At 45.9% G+C, this 21,069-nt stretch carries 22 protein-coding genes and 1 pseudogene; 10 read left to right on the top strand and 13 right to left on the bottom strand.

Annotation, left to right across the window (positions count from 1 at the left end):
• Entirely contained in the window at nt 1-930 is a 930-nt protein-coding gene (rpoS, locus tag SFSGTM_RS12345; protein ID WP_162085418.1) for an RNA polymerase sigma factor RpoS, read from the top strand.
• The gene (yrfG, locus tag SFSGTM_RS12340) at nt 927-1,592 is read left to right on the top strand and encodes a GMP/IMP nucleotidase (protein WP_232525976.1); all 666 of its coding nucleotides are present in this window, start codon (nt 927-929) and stop codon (nt 1,590-1,592) included. The genes rpoS and yrfG overlap by 4 nt, the downstream gene beginning before the upstream one ends.
• Here the strand turns inward: yrfG and SFSGTM_RS12335 are convergent.
• Nucleotides 1,589-1,963 carry an Mth938-like domain-containing protein gene (locus SFSGTM_RS12335; protein ID WP_198420559.1) on the bottom strand — a complete coding sequence of 125 codons (375 nt, stop codon included), beginning with the start codon at nt 1,961-1,963 and terminating at the stop codon, nt 1,589-1,591. The genes yrfG and SFSGTM_RS12335 overlap by 4 nt on opposite strands.
• Nucleotides 1,964-2,070: 107 nt before the next feature.
• Between SFSGTM_RS12335 and SFSGTM_RS12330 the strand changes: the two genes are divergently transcribed.
• The 8 genes and pseudogenes from SFSGTM_RS12330 to SFSGTM_RS12290 all read left to right on the top strand — a co-directional run bounded on the left by SFSGTM_RS12330 (nt 2,071) and on the right by SFSGTM_RS12290 (nt 11,613).
• Nucleotides 2,071-3,324: a pyridoxal phosphate-dependent aminotransferase gene (locus tag SFSGTM_RS12330; protein WP_162085417.1), complete on the top strand. Its 1,254-nt coding sequence runs from the start codon at nt 2,071-2,073 to the stop codon at nt 3,322-3,324.
• Nucleotides 3,325-3,350: 26 nt separating this feature from the next.
• Entirely contained in the window at nt 3,351-4,664 is a 1,314-nt protein-coding gene (locus SFSGTM_RS12325; RefSeq protein WP_162085416.1) for a homoserine dehydrogenase, read from the top strand.
• Between the two features lie 18 nt (nt 4,665-4,682).
• A complete protein-coding gene (gene thrC, locus SFSGTM_RS12320) occupies nt 4,683-6,116 on the top strand; it encodes a threonine synthase (RefSeq protein WP_162085415.1) in 1,434 nt (477 codons plus the stop codon).
• A gap of 4 nt (nt 6,117-6,120) precedes the next feature.
• Nucleotides 6,121-6,729, top strand: coding sequence for a glutathione S-transferase (locus tag SFSGTM_RS12315; protein ID WP_162085414.1), 609 nt, complete (start codon nt 6,121-6,123; stop codon nt 6,727-6,729).
• A 166-nt stretch (nt 6,730-6,895) separates the two neighbouring features.
• Nucleotides 6,896-7,810: a phosphogluconate dehydrogenase (NAD(+)-dependent, decarboxylating) gene (gnd, locus tag SFSGTM_RS12310; RefSeq protein WP_162085413.1), complete on the top strand. Its 915-nt coding sequence runs from the start codon at nt 6,896-6,898 to the stop codon at nt 7,808-7,810.
• Nucleotides 7,807-9,288, top strand: coding sequence for a glucose-6-phosphate dehydrogenase (gene zwf, locus SFSGTM_RS12305; RefSeq protein WP_232525975.1), 1,482 nt, complete (start codon nt 7,807-7,809; stop codon nt 9,286-9,288). Before gnd ends, zwf begins: the two co-directional genes overlap by 4 nt.
• A gap of 299 nt (nt 9,289-9,587) precedes the next feature.
• Nucleotides 9,588-10,501 (top strand): annotated as a pseudogene (locus SFSGTM_RS12300) (tyrosine-type recombinase/integrase).
• Nucleotides 10,498-11,613, top strand: a complete 1,116-nt coding sequence (locus SFSGTM_RS12290) for an IS91 family transposase (protein WP_162083488.1) — start codon at nt 10,498-10,500, stop codon at nt 11,611-11,613. Before SFSGTM_RS12300 ends, SFSGTM_RS12290 begins: the two are co-directional and overlap by 4 nt.
• Before the next feature lie 322 nt (nt 11,614-11,935).
• On the opposite strand, the gene SFSGTM_RS12285 is transcribed toward SFSGTM_RS12290, so the two are convergent.
• The 12 genes from SFSGTM_RS12285 to SFSGTM_RS12230 form a co-directional block, all read right to left on the bottom strand.
• A complete protein-coding gene (locus SFSGTM_RS12285) occupies nt 11,936-12,190 on the bottom strand; it encodes a hypothetical protein (RefSeq protein ID WP_162085412.1) in 255 nt (84 codons plus the stop codon).
• A 122-nt stretch (nt 12,191-12,312) separates the two neighbouring features.
• The gene (locus tag SFSGTM_RS12280; protein WP_162085411.1) at nt 12,313-12,765 is read right to left on the bottom strand and encodes a hypothetical protein; all 453 of its coding nucleotides are present in this window, start codon (nt 12,763-12,765) and stop codon (nt 12,313-12,315) included.
• A gap of 101 nt (nt 12,766-12,866) precedes the next feature.
• Nucleotides 12,867-13,049, bottom strand: coding sequence for a hypothetical protein (locus tag SFSGTM_RS12275; protein ID WP_162085410.1), 183 nt, complete (start codon nt 13,047-13,049; stop codon nt 12,867-12,869).
• A gap of 629 nt (nt 13,050-13,678) precedes the next feature.
• Nucleotides 13,679-14,254 (bottom strand): M15 family metallopeptidase domain-containing protein, encoded by a 576-nt coding sequence (locus SFSGTM_RS12270; RefSeq protein WP_162085409.1) that lies wholly within the window; start codon nt 14,252-14,254, stop codon nt 13,679-13,681.
• 64 nt (nt 14,255-14,318) lie between these two features.
• On the bottom strand, nt 14,319-15,068 hold the full coding sequence (locus SFSGTM_RS12265) for a hypothetical protein (protein ID WP_162085408.1): 750 nt from the start codon (nt 15,066-15,068) through the stop codon (nt 14,319-14,321).
• Nucleotides 15,069-15,072: 4 nt separating this feature from the next.
• Nucleotides 15,073-15,474, bottom strand: coding sequence for a glycoside hydrolase family 19 protein (locus SFSGTM_RS12260; protein WP_162085407.1), 402 nt, complete (start codon nt 15,472-15,474; stop codon nt 15,073-15,075).
• A gap of 151 nt (nt 15,475-15,625) precedes the next feature.
• Nucleotides 15,626-16,165 carry a hypothetical protein gene (locus tag SFSGTM_RS12255; RefSeq protein WP_162085406.1) on the bottom strand — a complete coding sequence of 180 codons (540 nt, stop codon included), beginning with the start codon at nt 16,163-16,165 and terminating at the stop codon, nt 15,626-15,628.
• 91 nt (nt 16,166-16,256) lie between these two features.
• A complete protein-coding gene (locus tag SFSGTM_RS12250; protein WP_162085405.1) occupies nt 16,257-16,781 on the bottom strand; it encodes a hypothetical protein in 525 nt (174 codons plus the stop codon).
• On the bottom strand, nt 16,778-17,965 hold the full coding sequence (locus tag SFSGTM_RS12245; protein ID WP_162085404.1) for a glycoside hydrolase family 19 protein: 1,188 nt from the start codon (nt 17,963-17,965) through the stop codon (nt 16,778-16,780). The genes SFSGTM_RS12250 and SFSGTM_RS12245 overlap by 4 nt, the downstream gene beginning before the upstream one ends.
• Nucleotides 17,962-19,902 (bottom strand): type VI secretion system Vgr family protein, encoded by a 1,941-nt coding sequence (locus SFSGTM_RS12240; protein ID WP_162085403.1) that lies wholly within the window; start codon nt 19,900-19,902, stop codon nt 17,962-17,964. The genes SFSGTM_RS12245 and SFSGTM_RS12240 overlap by 4 nt, the downstream gene beginning before the upstream one ends.
• A gap of 36 nt (nt 19,903-19,938) precedes the next feature.
• Nucleotides 19,939-20,193, bottom strand: a complete 255-nt coding sequence (locus tag SFSGTM_RS12235; protein WP_162085402.1) for a hypothetical protein — start codon at nt 20,191-20,193, stop codon at nt 19,939-19,941.
• A 93-nt stretch (nt 20,194-20,286) separates the two neighbouring features.
• Nucleotides 20,287-21,060 carry a hypothetical protein gene (locus tag SFSGTM_RS12230; protein WP_162085401.1) on the bottom strand — a complete coding sequence of 258 codons (774 nt, stop codon included), beginning with the start codon at nt 21,058-21,060 and terminating at the stop codon, nt 20,287-20,289.
• Nucleotides 21,061-21,069 lie beyond the last annotated feature (9 nt).

Below are 21,069 nucleotides of genomic sequence, written 5' to 3'. Positions count from 1 at the left end.
ATGGATGATGCGGACGAATTGCCGGATGTGTTGCTGGAGGCTGTGTCTGAGGACGCCTTTTTAGCACAGATATCCGGAGTCGATACATTATTCGATGAACGTCAGGCCGATGTCGTGTGTATGTACATGCAAGATATAGGTCATGCGGAGCTTCTGAATGCCACCGATGAATTGGCGCTGGCGCGACGTGTGCGGGAAGGTGATTTTGCGGCAAGGCAAAAAATGATTACCAGCAACTTGCGTTTGGTCGTCAGTATTGCCAAGCGCTATCAGCATCGAGGTATGCAATTACTAGATCTGATAGAAGAGGGTAATTTAGGTTTAATCCACGCCTTGGAGAAATTTGAGCCAGAACGCGGTTTCCGCTTTTCTACTTATGCCAGTTGGTGGGTGCGACAGCATATAGAGCGAGCGATCATGAACCAGTCGCGTGCCGTGCGTTTACCTGTGCATATTGTTAAAGCCATTAATGTTATTTTGCGTGCTCGTCACCATTTGGCTATGCATGGTATGCAAGATGCCAGCGTCGCAGATATCGCGCTATTGGTGCATATGCCAGAGAGCGAAGTTTATGAGTTGTTACGGTTGAACGATAGTGCCGTATCTTTGGATAGCCCCTTGAATGGTGATACTGATCTTAGCATGGGTGATGCGATGGCGGATGACGCGGCGCAGTTACCAGAAGATGTATTGGCAAAGACGGAAGTATTGAGTTTTATTCAGACCTGGTTGAGTCTGTTGACAGATAAGCAGCGTGGTGTGATAGAGCGGCGGTTTGGTCTGAATAATCAGGAGGTTGCTACTCTGGAGCAAATTGCAGACAGTATGAATCTGAGTCGTGAGCGTGTACGCCAGATTCAGGCCGAGGCTTTATTAGTGCTGCGTAAGCAGTTGCGGCGTACCGGCATGGATGCAGTGGGGTTGTTGTGAACGCTAGGCTAGACTGGCAAGTTATTGATACCGTGCTGTTTGATATGGACGGGACGTTGCTTGATTTGCATTTCGATAATTACTTCTGGCGGCAGCATTTGCCGCTACGCTATGCGGCAAAAAACCAGATGTCGCCCACGTTCGCGAGCGACTATCTGACGCCATTATTTGCTAAACATTATGGTAGTTTGCAGTGGTATTGTCTGGACTTCTGGCAGGAACAGCTAGGCTTGGATGTTGTTGCGCTCAAGCAGGAAGTGCAGCATTTGATTGCGGTGCGTGATGGTGTGCAGGATTTTTTGCAACAGTTGCGACAGGCTGGAAAACGCATCATTCTGGTCACTAATGCGCATGAGGATAGTCTGAGTTTGAAAATGCAGTGTACTGGACTCGCCCCTCATTTTGACCAAATACTGACTTCGCATCAATTTGGTTTAGCCAAGGAGCAAGCCGGATTCTGGCAAGCATTGCGGGATGAAATAGATTTTGATCCTGCGCGCACTGTGCTGTTCGATGATAGCTTGCCTGTGTTGCGCAGTGCGCAGCAATATGGCTTGGCACATGTGCGAGGTATATTGCAACCTGATAGCCAGGCTGCGCCACAAGTGACGGACGAATTTGCGGTAGTTGGAAAGTTTCTGGAGCTGATGCCCGTAATTTAGCCGATGAGCAAGCCAACCACGACTCGACGCCCTTCTGCGACGAGGATGTTATAAGTACGGCATGCGGCTTTGGTATCCATGACTTCCAGACCAACACTGGCTTGTTGCAAAGCAACAGACAGGCGCGGATGGGGAAATTGTAAACGGGCACCGGTGCCTAATAAAACGATTTCAGGTTTTTGATCGGCGATATGGGCAAAATGTTCGGCGGTAAGCGCACTGAAGTCATTGACTTGCCAATCAGTCAATATGGCATCAGGCGTGACGAGTAAACTGGGCTGAGTATAGCGTTCACCATTGATAATGACGTAGTTGTCACCATAGCCAGTAAATAAATTAAGACCTTCGGGTTGGGTTAAATGGAATTTCAAAACGCTCTCCAATTGCGGCATAGGTGCACAGTCGAGTAAGATTATACATTTGGGTAACATGATGACCAAGCTGACATGTGACGGCTTGGTGAGGATAGATATAATTCATGACGAAATCAGTGAAAATGTTGCGACCAGTAAAGAAATCAAGCAAGTTGGATAATGTCTGTTATGACATTCGTGGTCCAGTGATGGCGCGTGCCAAACAGATGGAAGATGAAGGTCAGCGCATTATCAAATTGAATATTGGTAATCCTGCGCCATTTGGATTTGAAGCACCTGAAGAAATTGTTCAGGACGTGATACTTAATTTACCTAATGCATCGGGTTACTCCGATTCCAAGGGTTTATTTTCTGCGCGTAAGGCTATCATGCATTACACCCAAAGCAAGGGAATTGCTGGGGTGCAGATAGATGACATCATCATCGGTAATGGCGCGTCTGAATTGATCGTGATGGCAATGCAGGGATTGTTGAATTCTGGAGATGAAGTGCTGGTACCTGCGCCCGATTATCCATTGTGGACCGCGGCTGCAACTTTGGCTGGCGGCGTGGCACGGCATTATATTTGCGATGAAAGCCAGAACTGGATGCCGGATCTGGATGATATCCGTGCCAAAATAACCAAACATACACGCGCTATTGTGATTATTAACCCGAATAATCCTACGGGTGCACTGTATACCCGTGAGTTATTAATGGGTGTTTTAGCGATAGCACGCGAACATCAGCTGATTATATTTGCTGATGAGATTTATGACAAAGTGCTCTATGATGGTTGTGAGCATATTTCTATAGCCTCATTGGCTGATGATGTGCTGTGTGTGACCCTAAATGGATTGTCGAAGAACTATCGCGCCTGTGGTTACCGTGCTGGCTGGATGGCGATTTCAGGCGACAAACGCCATGCACAGGATTATATCGAAGGCTTGAACATGCTGGCCTCAATGCGTTTGTGTTCTAACGTGCCAGGCCAATATGCAATACAAACAGCGTTGGGCGGGTATCAGAGTATCCAGGATTTAGTTGCGCCTGAAGGTCGTTTGACACGGCAGCGTGATTTAGCCTGGTCGTTGCTGACGGCCATACCCGGCGTAACGTGTGTCAAGCCTCAGGCAGCGCTGTACATGTTTCCAAAACTGGATCACAAAATGTACCCGATTAAGGATGATCAGAAATTTATTCTGGATTTATTGGAAGAGGAGCGTGTCTTGCTCGTGCAAGGTACGGGATTTAACTGGCCTTATCCAGACCATTTCCGCGTAGTTATATTGCCCTATGAAGATGAGTTGCGTGAAGCGATGACGCGTATCGCGCGCTTTCTGGAACGGTATCGCAAACAGCATGGCAGCGTGGTGTAAATTTAATTAGAAACTGAAAGATAACGATGAAACCAATGAATGTAGGCTTGCTTGGCCTGGGTACTGTAGGCGGCGGCACATTGACCGTATTGCGACGTAATGCGGCAGAAATCACTCGTCGTGCTGGGCGCGAAATTCGCGTCACCATGGCAGCAGTTCGTGATTTAGATAAAGCTAAAATGTATGCTGCGCCTGACTTGAAGCTGATAGATGATGCTTATGCGATTGTTGATAATCCTGAAATTGATATCGTGGTAGAAATGATCGGGGGTGAAAGCCCAGCTAAAGAACTCATTTTGAGAGCGATTGAAAACGGCAAGCACGTCGTTACCGCGAATAAAGCCTTGATTGCCAATCATGGCACCGAAATCTTTGCAGCAGCTCAGCGCAAAGGCGTGATGGTCGCGTTTGAAGCAGCGGTAGCAGGTGGTATACCTATTATCAAAGCGATACGTGAAGGTCTCACAGCCAACCGCATTGAATGGATAGCTGGGATTATCAACGGTACGACGAATTTTATACTGACTGAAATGCGAGACAAAGGAGCGGATTTTGCTGATGTGCTGAAAGAGGCGCAGCGTCTGGGTTACGCAGAAGCCGATCCGACATTTGACGTTGAAGGTGTGGATGCTGCGCACAAACTTACCATTATGTCAGCGATTGCATTTGGTATTCCTATGCAGTTCGATAAGGCATACATGGAAGGCATTACCAAGCTGACTGGTGATGACGTGAGATATGCGGAGCAGTTAGGTTATCGCATTAAATTATTAGGTATTACCAAACGTACTAAAAACGGTATAGAGTTACGCGTACATCCTGCGCTCATTCCTGCGCGGCGTTTGATTGCGAATGTAGATGGTGCGATGAACGCGATTCTGGTTAAAGGTGATGCGGTGGGCGTGACTATGTACTACGGTGCCGGTGCCGGTGCAGAACCGACAGCTTCGTCAGTGGTGGCGGATCTGGTCGATGTGACGCGTATGCATACAGCGGATCCGCATAGTCGTGTGCCGCATCTGGCGTTCCAGCCAGATACGTTGTCAGATGAACCGATACTGGCTATGGATGACGTACGTACTGCTTATTATTTGCGTCTGCGTGCGTTTGACAAGCCTGGTGTGCTGGCAGATGTAACACGAATTTTGGCTGATTTGGATATTTCCATTGATGCGATGGTGCAAAAAGAACCGCACGAAGGTCAGGAGCTGGTTGATATTGTCATCCTTACGCACACATGTCTGGAAAAGAATGTGAATGCGGCGATGGTAAAAATAGAGGCTTTATCAGCAATCTCAGAGCCTGTTGCACGGATACGCCTGGAAGAGCTGGCGAAATAAAGAGGTAAGTATATGGTAATGCGTTACATCAGTACGCGCGGTAACTCTCCCGCACAGAGCTTTACTCAGATTTTGTTGGGTGGTTTAGCACCCGATGGCGGATTATATTTGCCAGAGACTTATCCTCATTTTGGCGCGGCAGATTTATCGACCATGCGTGGGATGAATTACCGTGAGCTGGCGTATACCGTATTGTCACGCTTTATAGATGATATTCCTGCGGCAGATTTACGTGCGATTATCGATAAAACTTACACGCCAGAAGTATATGGCAATGCACGTAGTGATGAACAGGCAGCGGATATTACGCCGCTGCATACCTTAGAACCTGGCTTGCATTTGTTATGCCTTTCCAATGGTCCAACCCTGGCTTTTAAAGACATGGCCATGCAGTTGTTAGGGAATCTGTTTGAATATGTTTTAAATCGTGCGGGCGAAGATATCAATATCCTCGGTGCAACTTCAGGTGATACCGGTTCTGCCGCAGAATATGCGATGCGCGGCAAACGCGGCATTAACGTATATATGCTGTCGCCTCATAACAAGATGAGCCGCTTTCAAACAGCGCAAATGTTTTCTCTGCAAGATGAGAATATTCATAACATCGCAGTCGATGGTGTTTTTGATGATTGTCAGGATATCGTTAAAGCGGTTTCCAACGATCATGAATTCAAAGCCAAGTATAAAATTGGCGCAGTTAATTCAATTAATTGGGGTCGTGTTGCTGCGCAAGTCGTGTATTACTTCAAAGGTTATTTTGCAGCAACCCATGACAATAACCAACAAGTTAGTTTTTCGGTGCCGTCAGGTAACTTCGGTAATGTGTGTGCAGGCCATATTGCGCGTATGATGGGGCTGCCGATTAAGCATTTGATTGTTGCTACTAATGAAAATGACGTACTCGACGAATTTTTTAAAACAGGCGTGTATCGTCCTCGTGCTGCGGCGCAGACTTATCACACCAGCAGCCCGTCTATGGACATATCCAAAGCCTCTAACTTTGAACGTTTTGTGGCTGATTTGACCGGGCGTGATGGTGCGGTATTACGTGCGCTGTGGGAGCCTATAGATCAAGGCGGTATGTTTGACTTGAATCAACAAGGCTGGTTTGAGCAAGTGGCAGATTACGGTATGGTTTCGGGTGCCAGCAATCATGCCAGTCGTATGGAAACCATACGTGACACCTGGGAAAAATACGGTGTGATGATAGACACTCATACGGCAGACGGGTTAAAAGTAGGCTTGGAATATTTTGAGCCAGGCGTACCTATGATCGTATTGGAAACCGCGTTGCCAGCCAAGTTCGATGAAGCTATCCATGAAGCATTGGGGCGCGCACCTGAGCGACCAGCCACTATAGGTGATATAGAAAATTTACCACAACGTTTTACAGTTATGCGTAATGACGTTGAGGACATTAAGCAGTTTATCGTATCGCATTTGGCGAGCTAAAATCATGAAACTAATTGCATCGCTTACTAGCCCCTATGCACGCAAAGTGCGTATTGTGCTGGCAGAAAAACATATTGAATGTGAATTACAAGTTGATATCCCGTGGACAGAAGACACGCATGTACCGGATTTTAATCCACTGGGTAAAATCCCTGTGCTGCTATTAGATGACGGTACCGCGCTCTATGATTCCAGAGTGATAGTTGAGTATCTTGATCATGCGTCACCAGTCCGTAATGTACTGCCTAAAGAACCCCGTAGTCGTATCATGGCAAAACGGTGGGAGGCGCTGGGGGATGGTATATGCGACGCAGCAGCGGCTATATTCCTGGAGAAAAAACGCCCTGAGGCGCAGCAGAGCTCAGACTGGATAGCGCGTCAACGGCAAAAAATTCATCGTGGATTAGCGACTGCTGAGAAAGACTTGGGTGAACTAAGTTGGTGCATGGGTGATAGTTTTAGTCTGGCTGATATAGCATTAGGTTGCGCACTGGGATATCTGGATTTACGTTTTGCCGATATTCCATGGCGAGAAACCCATCCAAACTTGGCACGGTTGTCTACCAAATTGAATGAACGGGCTGCATTTGCCAGTACTATACCGTTAGGTTGATATTTTTAGAGCTCCTTTAGGGAGCTCTAATGTTTTGTGCAAGTTGAATATAATAAAAAGCTAGTGCGAATTTAGCCTAGGCGTACATATTGCTTGTGTATGGGTTATTAGAAATTGGACGATTATTTCCAGTGCTTATATCGATAATTTTAGAGGAGAATGAACTATGCAAATTGGACTGTTGGGGTTGGGTAAAATGGGCGCTAACATGGCGCGTCGCTTGTCACGTGGCGGTGCGAATGTACTGGTCTGGAATCGCAGCGCGGACGTAGCTACCCAGTTGGCACAAGCTGAGTCTAATGTGACCGCATGTCCGGATATGGCTGCGATGGTTGCACAAATGGCGAGCCCGCGCGTACTTTGGTTAATGCTGCCAGCCGGTGCTGCAACCGAAGCTGCGATGGACCAATTAGCTGACTTATTAGCGCCAGGCGATGTAATCGTAAATGGCGCAAATGCGTTTTATAAAGACAGTGAGCGCCACGCTGCTGAAATGGCCGCAAAGGGATTGCGTTTCATGGATGCGGGCGTATCGGGTGGTGTGTGGGGTTTGGCAAATGGCTACGCGCTAATGGTCGGTGGGGAAGCCGATACTGTCGCTTTGGTGACGCCGTTTATTAAAATCTTGGCGCCTGGCCCAGCAACAGGTTGGCTACATTGTGGCCCCGTTGGTAGTGGTCATTTTGTGAAAATGGTACACAACGGTATTGAGTACGGCATGATGCAGGCGTTGGGTGAGGGGCTGGCATTAATCAAAGGAAAGACAGAATATGGCATGGATGTTGCTGCAATAAGTGAAATGTGGCGGCATGGTAGTGTAGTGCGTTCATGGTTATTGGATTTGACAGCTGAATTTTTGCAGCAAGATCAGACATTGGAGGCGATTGCGCCATTTGTACCTGATTCTGGTGAGGGGCGTTGGACCGTACTTGAATCGGTTGAGCAGGGAACACCTGCGCCAGTGATGACGCTGGCATTGATGATGCGTTTTGCCAGCCAGGGCAAGCACGACTATACCGACAAATTGATTGCAATGATGCGTAAGGGTTTCGGTGGACACGGCGTTAAGGGGGATGTATGAGTTTGGATATGCAAACACCATGTAGTTTTGTGATTTTTGGTGCGACGGGTAATCTTGCGACTAAGAAACTATTGCCAGCACTGTATCATTTGGAGCAAGCGAATCGCCTTCCAAATGAAATGGCTTTTGTAGCCTTAGGTCGTCGTGAATGGAGCAACGAAATGTGGTGCGATCACGTGCGTGCTTTGTTGCAGGAAAAGTTAAAAGATAAATACGACAAAGTCTGTGCTGAAAAATTTTTAGCCCGTTTTAGTTACGTACGTGGCGAACTACATGATCTGGATGCCTATCATCGCTTGAAGGAAGAACTATCCAAGCCGAGTATGGGTAGCTGCGGGAATGTCGTGTTTTATCTGGCGATTAAACCTAGCGATTTTTCTGGTGTTATTAAAAATCTGGATAAATCAGGTTTGGCACAACCCCGAGGTTTACATCGCGTCGTGGTGGAAAAACCATTTGGTGAAGATATAGAATCTGCGCAGGCATTGAACAAACTGTTACACCAGCATTTTGACGAACAGCAGATTTTCCGTATCGATCATTATCTTGGTAAAGATACTGTACAAAACTTGCTGGTGTTCCGTTTCGCTAACACCTTGATTGAGCCGTTGTGGAATCGTAATTTCATCGATCACGTGCAAATTACCGTGGCAGAAGATATGGGCATAGAAAATCGTGCCGATTATTACGATAAAGCGGGTGCGATGCGGGATATGTTGCAGAACCACCTCATGCAATTGTTGACCGTAGTTGCCATGGAGCCACCACCTGTACTCGAGGCTGATGCGCTACGGGACGAAAAGGTGAAAGTGCTGCGCTCAATACGTCCGATTAATAAACGCTCAGTTCATGCCCATGCTTTCCGTGCGCAATATGGTGAGGGGCTGGTTAAAGGTAAGCGCGTACCTGGTTATCAAGATGAGGCTGGTGTTGAACCCAAATCGATGACAGAGACATTTATCGCAGCAAAATTCTATATCGATAACTGGCGTTGGCGTGGTGTGCCATTTTATTTGCGTACTGGCAAACGTATGGCCGCTTCCAAGTCCATGGTGGCGATACGTTTCCGCCATCCACCACAGCAATTATTCCGTTCCACACCTCAGGAAGCTATTTCTCCGAACTGGATAGTACTGTCCATCCAGCCAGAGGAAAGCATGAAAATGGAAATTCATGTGAAACAGCCGGGTCTGGACATGGATACGCGTGTGGTATCGTTGGATGCAGGTTACCGTCAGGAAGGCGAAGAGCAATTAGATGCTTATGAAACCCTGATTCTGGATGTGATAGGCGGCGATAGAACTCTGTTTATCCGTTATGACGAAGTAGAGTGGGCTTGGCGTGTAGTCGATCCTATACTGAAAAGCTGGGCGCAAGAACGCGACTTTATCCACACCTATCCTGCAGGTATCTGGGGGCCGTTGGAAGCCAATCGCTTGTTTGATGCAGAAGATCAGGAATGGCGTAATTACCTGTAACAGCTATTTTGTTACGTTAGTGCAGCATAAAAAAACAGGAATCATTATTCCTGTTTTTTTATGGGTGTGGCATCTTTGCATGATATTGTTGCAACGGCTTCAAGCGAACTCAAAATGTCACTTATCAATGGTCACAATCTAGTCTAAATGCAAACTCGTTATGGCCGCGAGACCTCTACAAGTCGCAGTTGAACGAAGCCGCTATCGCGGAGAAATATTCCCGAACCATCAAATTACGCAGCATAATTTCGTCTCCCCCAGCAATGGAATTTTGATTACTGTACCACGAGGAGACGACATTGACAGCCCCCACACCCATCCCCGCGCACTTCGAGCACAATCACCAGCGACTGCTGAATTGCCTCAAGCTCAGAGGCATGCAGCCTAAAACCATCGCCTTGTATTCACACGGCGTACGGCGCGCAGCGGTGTATTTTAATGACCAGATAGACGCGCTCACCAAGCCACAATTAACCGACTATTTTGTTCGCATCCTGGATACCCATTCATGGAGTACGCTCAAACATGATCTGTATGGACTGAAGTTCTATTATGCCCATGTACTCAGCCAACCCTGGCCAGGTGCGGATCTGGTTAAACCACCCAAGTCATATAGCCTGCCCGACATCATTACCGTCGCCCAGGCACAACAAATCTTCATGGCCACCCGCGTATTGAGCTACCGCGTATTCTTCTTCACCCTCTACAGCCTGGGCTTACGATTAGGCGAAGGCTTACGCTTGCAGGTAGGGGATATCGATGCGGATCGGATGCGGGTGCAAGTACGCAACGCCAAAGGCAACCGTGATCGATTGGTGCCGTTATCAGAGAACACCTTGCAGGTATTGCGCCGTTTCTGGCTCACCCATCGCAACCCAAGCTTGCTCTTTCCTAATCGACACGGCGGTCTTGCCAAATCGCACTTGGCACGCACCCCGCTGGATCGTGGTGGTATCCAGACCACCTTGGGTCAAGTGACCCGTGACTGTGGCTTAAAAAAAGAATTACACCACACAGCCTGCGCCACAGCTATGCCACCCACCTGATAGAAGCTGGCATCGATTTACTCGAAATTCAGCAGATACTCGGACACCAGTCCATCCTCACCACCATCCGCTACACCCACCTCACCGAACAACGCCATCAGAGCGCACACACTCGCCTTAATCAATTAATGGAGAAATTCCACATTCATTGGGGCAAAGTCAAATGATCAGACTGGCGCACATCGTAGCAACCTACGCAGCTAAACTGCTTGCACAACACGGTCATCACCTATTGCCCAGCCAGCAAGCTGCCTTAACCGCCTTTCAAACCTGCCGTAGCCAGATGAGCCCGAGGATGCAACTTGCCTGTGATGATTGTCAAACACCCAGCTACCTGCCACATTCCTGCGGTCATCGGCATTGCCCGCATTGCCAGGCGCACGAATCACAGCGCTGGATAGACCAGCAATTACACAAATCCATCCCCGCCAACTACTTCATGCTCACCTTCACCGTGCCCGCCCAGTTGCGCACACTGGCCTGGCAACATCAGCGCGTCATGTATGACTTGATCACACGCTGCGCGTGGGAAACAGTCAACACCTTCAGCCAAAACGACAACAAGCTGCGCGGCAGCGCAGGGGCGGTGACTGTACTGCATACCCATAACCGCCGACTGGACTATCACCCCCATGTGCATCTCGTCATGCCCGCTGTCGCCTTTAACCCCAAACAGCGACGCATGCGTCATAAACACGGCAACTACCTGTTTAACCACAAAGCCCTGGCCAAAGTATTTCGTGCCAAATTACTGGCAGGCATCAGACAAGCAGGACTCACCCTGCCAAACGATTACCCGACCGATTGGGTGGTGGATTGCAAAGCCGTCGGCACTGGACAGCACGCTCTGATCTACCTTGGGCGCTATCTGTATCGGGGGGTGATACAGGAGAAAGACATCCTCTCCGACCGGCATGGTCAGGTCACCTTCCGTTACCGGAACAGCCAAACCAAACAAATGGAAACCCGTACCTTGAGTGGTGTAGCCTTCCTGCGACTGATACTGCAACACATTCTGCCCAAAGGCTACCGCCGCGCCCGCAACTTTGGCTACCTGCATCCCAATAGCAAACTACTCACCCAGCTACAGCTGACCCACCTATGGCGACGGAACAATCCGCCGCCAGCGCAACCCAGACCAGCGATACGTTGCCAATGTTGCGGTGGGGTGATGAAGATAGTGCGCACACGTATCAAAGCGATACCGCTAGCCACATCAGCCCCATCTATAAAACGGGAACACAGAGCAGATGACACAGGGTGGGAGACCATGCGCTAAACCAGCCCACACCGCCCACCTGCCAGACTAGGCAGGTATGGCCGTGCTCGCCCTGAAGAAGGCTGAAATTGGGTTAACATGCCCGAAAAGCCGACTAAAAACGGTGAGTTGAATAGAATAAGTTGCTGCAATGGCAACGTGAAGGTCGTGAAATGGCGGGTGGGATGCGTAACGCGTCCAGTTATGCCAGCATAGTCAAAAAGATATTTCCATAAGCGCTCAAGCAACACCCGCCCCAGCCATGCCGGGCTTGTCCAACAAACGGTTCAGATTGTGGCTCGCTTCGCGATCACAATCTAACCTTATTCGTTATAAATGATTATTAGCGTTTAAAAGCAATCCGATTGGCAAATAGCATATTCAGCACAACGCTACCACCGACCAGAACAGTCGTTAACGCAACCCATCCACCAAGCGTCATATTTCTAGTGGCAACGCCAGTGAATATTGCTGCAATCAGCAAGAGTATGAATGCAGAGCTTGGGACGCCATACTCCACCTCTGCCTGACATCCACTGCAAGTGTTAGCATTATGAAGTAGTTCGGTATGGCAGTGTGGGCAAACTAGATCAGACATTATGTGATTCCTCCGTGTTGTAATTTGGGTGTAGGTAAAATTTCTAAAATCGTTATAACTAAAAATCTGCTCATCTCAGGCTATCAACTTAGATATGATCCTGATGTTCCCTAGCATATAAATTACGTAGCGGAATTTGTGTTATCTGTATCATTGCTCAGGTCTAGGCGTTGATTAAAGACATCTAAAAAAATACGTTGTTTTGTTGCACTCAGAAGTTTGTCTGTTGCACTAATGCCCATCCCGCGTGGCCTATCATTGCTTTCTGCACGATGCCAGGCTTCAACTTTTTTGAGATGATTGTTAATCTCCTCAAATTCAGATGGCAATACAAGAGCACACAATGTACGAATGCGCCGACTATGACGTTGCCGCTCGGATGACTCTCCTCGATATGCTACATGTATGAATGAGTCAATTGCTTCGAGTAAATCGCGTGCGACCTCTTGCTTCTGGTTTTGTTCATTACTGCGTACGGTTGCTTGTGTTTGATAGGTTGCGATTCTACTTGCAATCCACCCTCCCAGCATGGCTGAGGTTAACGTTGCAACGATGTTGGTCCAATCAATTTCCATGTTGATTCCAAAGGTTAGTTAATGGGAACGGATGGAACTTCGGGGGCAGTTCTAGAATGCAAACAATCTCTCATTGCACGCTACCTAGGTAGAGCTGATATTCACTTGTGAATTTTCCCCACCCTTAGCCTTTTTCCATCCACTTCGGTAAATAAATTGCTTTGGAGTGATTTCTCACCGATTGCGGGTGTATCACAAGATAGACCATATAAAATATCTCTGTAATAAATATCATTTTTATCGTTATTTATTGCAACACCTTTTTTGTTACGAAAAACAGTCATTCCGTAATTTTCAATTTCGTAGAAATATTCTTTATTTTCAAAGCCAAAATAGACGTATGCATCAGTTTTTCCAATATCCTCATTGTGTGCATAGCCGCGATACAGAATGTGTGTTTCTTGGGTATTCGGAGCGACGCTATAAGTTAATTCTATTTTTTCGCTGTGCCAAACCTATATTCAATATAGCTGTCAGGTTTCCCTTGCTTCGCTGATGCACAAATGGAGACTGTTTTATTATGATCTCGATTTGTCATTGAGCAAGAAAAGACAACGATTTCATTTTCCGTATTACTATTACATAGTGTTGATTTAATGGTTTCTTGAGAACAAGCAGGTAGGCTTAATAAACTGCTAGTCACTAAAAGTAAAAATTTGAATTTCATTTGAATACTGCCTCTGCAATAATAAATGCGTTTTGCCGTTCCGCACCCAGGTACCTGACTGATCATTCTCTGGTGCATGACTAGTTGTATCCGCCGTATCTACTAACCCCCCAAAATTCGACAACACACCACATTGCCAGTGGAACTGAATACGTAACTGATGATCTCAGGTAGAGGTGGTTACTGCATTGGGTAAACCCACCACTAGCATCGACTGCTCACCAAACACAGTAGGGTGGAGTTGGATTAAGGTGCATATGAACGTTTACCAAATTTTTTAACCCATTTATCAAAATCATGTGTTGTCGCATTAGTTAATTCAGGTGTGTTCGGAAGTAAGTTAATTATCCATTTTTTATCGCTGTCATTGGCTACGCAACCATATTCATTCCAGTCAGCATCAGCCCAGTTTGGGTTGTTTACAAATAGCTTCGGATTGTCATATTCATTTGTTGAGCTAGTATATGGAATGTCTAGCGAATAACCATAATTGTGATTTTGAAAAAATATTATATAGCTGGGCTTTAGCTCTGATTTTTGCTGGGTCGTAAGTAGGTAAATCTTATTTTGTGGATATTTAGCACTGGCTTGGTATATCAGTTCAGTCTTTTTTAAACTTCCATACCTATATTCAGCGAATGGATTTAATTGATCTTTTTTAGACGCACATATGGAAACTATCTTTTTATTCCATAATTGACATGAAAATAATATTTGTTCATCCGTTGTGCATAAGTTCGAAGTTGCCATTTCAATAGCGTCATCTGAAAAAGCAGAATTTGATAAAAATGTAATGAATAGGCTGAATATGAATAGTTTCATGATTTATATGAGATTTAATGCGCAATCACCACGCAAATAAAAATTATTCGGGTGGTGGACAAAGTTAATCTATTGGAGAAAAAGATATTCCATTGTTAATGTCATCCAAACAGTAACCATTATTATCTTTGAGCTTTATCCAATGAGAATATTCCTTATCTTGACTTTCATTTCCTTTGGTTATTTTTGCTTTGTTTGTTAAAAAATTCACGCTTTTGTTTGTGAAATCGAGTGTGGTGCGGTGCGTTTCATTCTTGTCATAACCTATTAATTTAAAACATATATTATTGTACTTAAATGCATATGAAGAAGTGGACATATACCAAGTTCCTGAACTCGCCCACGAGGCCAAGTCTATATGTAAAATACCTTTTTTAATGGAGGCGCCACTTACTAGTGTGCTGCTATCAAATGGATCGTCAAATGCGGGATTGTCAGGTCGTGGTATTAGCTTATGGTTTTGCAATATCAACTTATAGCTTGAGTTTTCTTTACTTTTAATTGCCACCACAAGAATTCTTGGGTTCGTATTGAACGGCACAGGACTATCTTCGGTTTGCTTGATTAATTTAGGATCATTTTTCCTTAGAACCAATACCAAATCATTTAGTCCGTCATTATTTAAGTCGCCTTCAAGTTTTTTCTCAACTAGCCAATCCAATGGAACAAATCCTTCTATGGATTTAGAGGTTTCAGAAATTAACGGATAAACAATTAGTGCTCCATTATTTAAGTCTTTTCCGATTGCATTCCGGTCAATTGCCATAAATAAAAATATGGTAATTGACAACATAGATAAAATATATTTTTTCATGAGTTTATTTGAATGTTGAATATGTAAGAATGAAAAATTTACGTCTAGCTTCTGCACCACCACCTGCTATATCAGCAGTTCCTAACTCGCCAGAATTAACGATTGCCGTTATTTTATTTACTGTCGTGGGACTGTCACCTTCATCTGCAATTTCCCAACAGTGTTGACCATTTGCATTTTTCTTCGCAACCCAAAACCATACGGCCGAACGTACTTTATGAGGAATCGCAGCTAACAAGTCAGGATTTTCAATGAAGTCCGATCCATCGCTCCAAATGTATTTGTAGCCTTTAGTAAATTCTGAGTAATTGTATTTACCCTTTACTTGTTTTAAGCCGCGACCACGAAATTTCCAACGAGTTTGCGCATATTGAAATAATATTTCTTTTATGGCTTTCAATTTCACATGAAACAACGCTTACTTCGTCAGAAGTACACAATGACTGCTCAGTAGGTACGTGTATGACATCAGCTGCATATGTGTTTGTGAAAAATAATGCAAAAATGCTCGGAACTATTTTTTTAGCTTGATTTTTATATATTGCCATATAGTTAATTTATTTCTCTGGTGGTCTGATTTCGCCTTCGATTAAATAGCGACCATCAACTTCTGTAAGTAATGATGTTTTTATATTTTTGTTTTCTACCCAATTGTTTGGTTTGCAAAGAATGGCCGCAACATCTGCACCAGTAGATTTTTTCGTAACTGTTACGCTCATTTGAGCACCAATTACCTCTTGCATTACATCTACCAGATAATAATAATCATATTTTTGAAACGCAAAATAAACAGAATAGGTTCCATTATCTAGACCTCGATACATTTTTGCCCCGTTGTCCCTAGTTACCAGGTATTTCATCTCCGTATTTTTTTGCGTGCCGAATCGGTACTCTATGTAGCTTAGATCCTTGCCGTCGACTGTATTTTTAGCGCAAATGGAAATAATTTTTCTTTTTTTGCCTTCAACAGGGCAAGAAAGAATGATCTTCTCGTCTGCCTCACATAGTGTCGGTTCATCTGCGTAAGTTATCTGTGCAGATAAAATAACGCTTAAATAGGAAAATACGTTGCTAAGAATTACTTTTTTCATATGCATACGATTATTTGCTGGGGCGATTACCCGAGTAAATACACAATAACGGCATCGTTACCAAGCAACGTTTAATAATAGTGAGCATCATGAGAGCTTATTTCGTCGGCTCTATTTTGCCTTCCATTAAAGCTTCGCCATCTACCTCTGTAAGCAATGGTGTTTTAATATTTTTGTTTTCTTCCCAGTTGTTGGCTTTGCAAAGTATTGTTGCAATACGAGTATTATTTTTCCTGACGATTACATTCATATGTGCACCTTTCACTTCTTGAGGAACTTCTGCTATGTAAAAATATTCTTTGATTTTAAATCCGAAGAATACTGAGTAAGTTCCATCATATAAACCACGGTAAATTTTTGCAGTGTTATCCTTGGTTACAAGATACGTCATTTCCGTATTTTTTTGTGTGCCAAATCGGTACTCTATGTAGCTTAGTTCCTTACTGTCGACTGTGTTTTTAGCACAAATGGAAATAATTTTTCTTTCTTTACCTTTAACAGGGCAAGAAAGAATGATTTCTTCGTCTGTCTTACATAGTGTTGATTCAGCTGCGTAAGCCATCTGTGAAGATAAAATAAAGCTTAAGTAGGAAAATACGTTGCTAAGAATTACTTTTTTCATTTGAATGCAGCCTCTGCTAGTTTGTATGCACTTTGTCTTTCTGTTATGCCGTTATAGCCGCCGTTTATTTTATAGGTAACATCCTCAACATCTTTAAATCCATTTTTTTGATCTGCTTGTAAATATACTTTTTTCCACAACCAAAACCAAATAGCTGACCTTATGGCATAAGGGGCTTGATTTATAACATCTGGATTGTTGATCGAATCAGGTGCTTGACCGTCAAAGTATTTGCTATAGTTGCCCATGAATCCAGCATATTTTTCATAACCCGTAATCTGAATCAGGCCTCGCCCTTTAAAAAGGAGGCCATCGCCAGGGTGGTCAGCCCTGTTGCCGTTAAGCTTACTAAAGTGTTTTTTCCCAATTGCATCTTGGTTTGCATGACGGATATAATTTTTTCGTCCATTAATTTTTGGTGGGGTTCCTAAAAGATAGCCATCTTGAGTTGCTTCGTCTGGGTGTTTTTTGTAGTAGCTGAATGTTTTTAGAAAAGTTGGGGAATACTCCCAGCTTTCATTCACTGGCTTCATCTTTGCTCCGGTCTCACCCTTGATTTGCGCAAAAAAGTGCGCTCGACGTAAAGGAGTATCCAGATGGTATTTAACTAAATCCTTGTTGCATTCATCAGCAATGCCTTGCAAAAAATCATCTTTCGCTGCTGGAAAAATTTTCTTCAACTGCGCAACCGTAATCTCCCCCGGCACAGGCCGTCTAGGCTTGGCCTGCGGCTGATCATTCTCGTTTTGGGTCTGATCTGGCGTAATTCCCTGTGGATCGGTCGGTGATGGTCCAGGAGCTGGGGCAGGCGCTGGTTGGTTTGGTCGTTTGTTGGGTTGTGTATCGGGCAGATCATCTGTTTTGCCCGGTACTTTAATGGTTCTCATCATTTTACGCACTAACTTTTTGCGCCCAGGTTCTGCTGCTACATCATCTAGCTTCTTATAGGCCTTAGCCTTGCGTGACCATACAAAAATCTGGATAGGCTTGAAGCTAGTCGGTGTCAATTCTATGCAATAGTTTTGCGCAGTGGTCACGCCACTTTTCTCATGACCGTCATATTTAATTTTATATTTAACGTCATCCATGCCTTCCAGATAACGGTTCACAAAGCAGATCATTACTGTACCTGGTTGTTTGATATCGCCAAACACATCGTCCAGAAAGTCCTCCCACAAACTCATGCTACATCCTCGTCTAAATCATCCTCATTAACCTGTATATCCACGATATCAACCCACTCGTTTTCCCCCACGAAAATATCGACAGGGCAGGGTGCGGCACTCATCGCCAGCTCAGAGCGACCTATTTCATCAATAGTGCCGCTGCCTAACAATACGGGTGTACTGCCTTGAGTCCATACCTCATACATGGCATTTTCCAGCTCGGGATCGTTATGGAAAAAACTACCCACATCAAGCTCAATGCCATAGTGCAAATCTTCAGGCAACGTGAGCATTGCAACAGGCAATGCACCTAGCATGGCACTGTCAGACCCACCCCCACTAAACTGATGTGCCACCCCCTTAACCGAGAACGTCCCTGGGCAGGTAAAGGTAATATTGCCGCCCTCCAGCACAATGGCCGACTGCCCAGCTTGCAGCACGATCTTCTGCTGTGCTTCTATCAGAATCGCATTATTGGTACTGGTCACATTGATAGCCTGATCCGCAAACACCTCCATCGCATCCGTATGCGCCGCCAGAGAAACAGGCGCATTGGCCGCAATCACATGCATGCCACCGTCATGGGTAAACAGTGTGGTTGCATCCCCACTGTTCACACTCACCGTATGCTGTGCCGCCCAATGGCTGTCTCCTTGCGTGGTCCAGCTCAGGTGACCTTGCGCAAACTGCAGCATGCTCTGTGGCGTTGCCGCATTCAGACTGGCATCACTGTCCAGCCCCACGGTGGCCGCATCAAAGCGCAGCGCCTTGGCCGCAGCTGTATCCGCCTTGGGTTGCAACTTCAACTGCAAATCAGGCACCGCCTTCAACGCAGCATCCGACACCTGCGCTGACTGCGCTACTGCCGCATCACGCAGCGTCTGATTCAAACTCGCCGCTGCCGCTAATTGATCAGCCGCCTCACTCACATCCAGCTGCGTAGACGTCACACTCGCACCCGACTGACTGCGCTGTGCCGTCGTCAGCCATACCCCCGCATTACCGCGCAACTGCCCCCACGCATCGGTACGCGCCTCCAGCCCCAATCCTCGTGCCGTACCGCGCAGCGCAGAAGCTGGCACCCGGCTGCGTAGCCAGCCCAGATTCAAAGCTGAATTCGCCGTACTGCTCATCAACTGCATCTGCAACTCACTCGCCGCATCATCTACCAGCCACTGATTAAAGCCATCTCCACTGAAATTCTGACTATGCCAACCCGACACCACTCCGGCATGATCCAGGCCACCATCCACCCCAGCTGCAAACGGCGGCGTATCCACCCCGTTATACAGACTGGCAGTGACCACTGGCCTATCAATATCCCCACCGATGAAATCCACCAGCACCTCAGACCCGATACGCGGCGTAAACACACTGCCCCAATTCTCACCCGCCAACACCTCAGCCACCCGCACCCACGTACCCGACTGATCATTCCCTGGCGCATGCCCGGTTGTATCTACCGAATTGCCCGTATCCATCAAGCCACCCATATTGGGTAACACACCGCGCTGCCAGTGGAACTGAATACGCAACTGATGATCTCGGGTAGAGGTTGTTACCGCATCTGGCAAGCCCACCACCAATGCAGACTGCGCACCCAACACCGCAGGGCGGGGTAAGCGTCTGGATGCACTGGGCATTAACGCCGTCGTAGCAGGCACAGCCGTAAACTGATTTCGATAAGTCCCATCCTCCGCATCCGCTAATCCCATCCCCCGCTGAAAACCTGCTCCCAGATTGTTCACTGCCTCATGCGTCACCGACACCAGCGTAAACTGATTGGTCCCCACGGCAAAACTATCATGCCCGGTCAAATCAAAGCCAAATCCCGGTGCCAGACAGCGTACTGCACCCTGACCTGACACCAGAGAAGCATCAAACGCCAACGCCAGTAACTGCTGATCAGCCCAAGTGGCAGCATGGGATGTATCGGCAAATTGTTGTTCACCCATGGCTACATACTGTGGCAGGATGAACGGATTTTGGTATTAGCGTTTGAAAGCAATACGATTGGCAAATAGTGAAGTCAGCGCAACGCTACCGCAAACCAAAATAGCAGTTAACGCCACCCATCCACCAAGCGACATGTTTCGAGTGGCAACGCCAATGAATATTGCTGTAATCAGCAAGAGTATGAATGCACTGCTTGGGACACCATATTCCACCTCTGCCTGACATCCATGGCAAGTGTTTGCACTATGAGGTAGTTCGGTATGACAGTGTGGGCAGGTTAGATCGGACATGATGAGATTCCTTTGGATTTTTGTGTATAAATGGAAGTTAACCCCAATGATTGCTCGGATGCCGCCATTCATGGCGTGCAACAAATTTCTGATTTATTTCCAGTTGTGGTGTGGAATAAGCGACTTGTCCGTCAATATCCCAGCGGGCTGATTATTTGGGCAATCTATAAAGCAATACCATGTGTCAGCGTTCAGAGCGATAACTGGTTTGATGGGGTCTATGAATCTTCGATAACCTACGAATTGATCTGGCATCGGAGCATCATCGCTATCGTAATCTGTAACGTCTATTACCTTATTGTTTAAATTACGACAATCATTTTTTGGAGCACATCTAGTGCTTACGTTTCGTTCAGAAGAACCAAAGTTATATACGTAGGGTTTGTCATCATCTGCTTCATTGAATTTGCCATAAAATCTATCTTTTATAGGATCGTAATAGCCCAACAAATGAAAGTTATCAGGGTTGGAATCAGTTTTTTCCCACAGGCTTACTTTATATAAATGTGCATGGTTTGGCACAGGTTCGTATTTGCCACCCCACTGGGTTAGCTGTTTTGTTTCTGGATCAAGAACATTTCCGAAATGATCAAAATAGTATACATACGCAGCGTAAGGTGTAAGGCCTTCACCAGAACCTGCTTCTTGGATATAAATGCTTGGTTTAATGTCGCAGATAAGTTTATTTCCGCCTTCGCATGCCATCGTGGGCATTCCATTATGACCTTCAGCAAAATATCTAAATGGCCATTCAGTATTGCCTTGAATTGTTTTCTGTTGTGCAGGTGTATCGGCATACACAATTTGCGAGTAAGCACCCAATAACAGCATCGTTACCAAGCAACGTTTAATAATATTGAGCATCATGAGAACCTT

It is taken from the genome of Sulfuriferula nivalis (assembly GCF_009937995.1).
GTDB classification, from domain to species: Bacteria; Pseudomonadota; Gammaproteobacteria; order Burkholderiales; family Sulfuriferulaceae; genus Sulfuriferula; species Sulfuriferula nivalis.
This window is presented reverse-complemented; position numbering and strand designations above follow the sequence as displayed.

What these genes read in the sequence shown, in the direction of transcription:
- thrC (WP_162085415.1), top strand. Translation starts at nt 4,683, where the DNA reads ATGCGTTACATCAGTACGCGCGGTAACTCTCCCGCACAGAGCTTTACT.
- rpoS (WP_162085418.1), top strand. Translation starts at nt 1, where the DNA reads ATGGATGATGCGGACGAATTGCCGGATGTGTTGCTGGAGGCTGTGTCT.
- SFSGTM_RS12265 (WP_162085408.1), bottom strand. Translation starts at nt 15,068, where the DNA reads ATGAAAAAATATATTTTATCTATGTTGTCAATTACCATATTTTTATTT.
- zwf (WP_232525975.1), top strand. Translation starts at nt 7,807, where the DNA reads ATGAGTTTGGATATGCAAACACCATGTAGTTTTGTGATTTTTGGTGCG.
- SFSGTM_RS12330 (WP_162085417.1), top strand. Translation starts at nt 2,071, where the DNA reads ATGACGAAATCAGTGAAAATGTTGCGACCAGTAAAGAAATCAAGCAAG.
- SFSGTM_RS12275 (WP_162085410.1), bottom strand. Translation starts at nt 13,049, where the DNA reads ATGACTGTTTTTCGTAACAAAAAAGGTGTTGCAATAAATAACGATAAA.
- SFSGTM_RS12235 (WP_162085402.1), bottom strand. Translation starts at nt 20,193, where the DNA reads ATGTCCGATCTAACCTGCCCACACTGTCATACCGAACTACCTCATAGT.
- SFSGTM_RS12240 (WP_162085403.1), bottom strand. Translation starts at nt 19,902, where the DNA reads ATGGGTGAACAACAATTTGCCGATACATCCCATGCTGCCACTTGGGCT.
- SFSGTM_RS12245 (WP_162085404.1), bottom strand. Translation starts at nt 17,965, where the DNA reads ATGAGTTTGTGGGAGGACTTTCTGGACGATGTGTTTGGCGATATCAAA.
- SFSGTM_RS12230 (WP_162085401.1), bottom strand. Translation starts at nt 21,060, where the DNA reads ATGATGCTCAATATTATTAAACGTTGCTTGGTAACGATGCTGTTATTG.
- SFSGTM_RS12250 (WP_162085405.1), bottom strand. Translation starts at nt 16,781, where the DNA reads ATGAAAAAAGTAATTCTTAGCAACGTATTTTCCTACTTAAGCTTTATT.
- gnd (WP_162085413.1), top strand. Translation starts at nt 6,896, where the DNA reads ATGCAAATTGGACTGTTGGGGTTGGGTAAAATGGGCGCTAACATGGCG.
- SFSGTM_RS12290 (WP_162083488.1), top strand. Translation starts at nt 10,498, where the DNA reads ATGATCAGACTGGCGCACATCGTAGCAACCTACGCAGCTAAACTGCTT.
- SFSGTM_RS12325 (WP_162085416.1), top strand. Translation starts at nt 3,351, where the DNA reads ATGAAACCAATGAATGTAGGCTTGCTTGGCCTGGGTACTGTAGGCGGC.
- SFSGTM_RS12280 (WP_162085411.1), bottom strand. Translation starts at nt 12,765, where the DNA reads ATGGAAATTGATTGGACCAACATCGTTGCAACGTTAACCTCAGCCATG.
- SFSGTM_RS12315 (WP_162085414.1), top strand. Translation starts at nt 6,121, where the DNA reads ATGAAACTAATTGCATCGCTTACTAGCCCCTATGCACGCAAAGTGCGT.
- SFSGTM_RS12270 (WP_162085409.1), bottom strand. Translation starts at nt 14,254, where the DNA reads ATGAAACTATTCATATTCAGCCTATTCATTACATTTTTATCAAATTCT.
- SFSGTM_RS12255 (WP_162085406.1), bottom strand. Translation starts at nt 16,165, where the DNA reads ATGCATATGAAAAAAGTAATTCTTAGCAACGTATTTTCCTATTTAAGC.
- SFSGTM_RS12285 (WP_162085412.1), bottom strand. Translation starts at nt 12,190, where the DNA reads ATGTCTGATCTAGTTTGCCCACACTGCCATACCGAACTACTTCATAAT.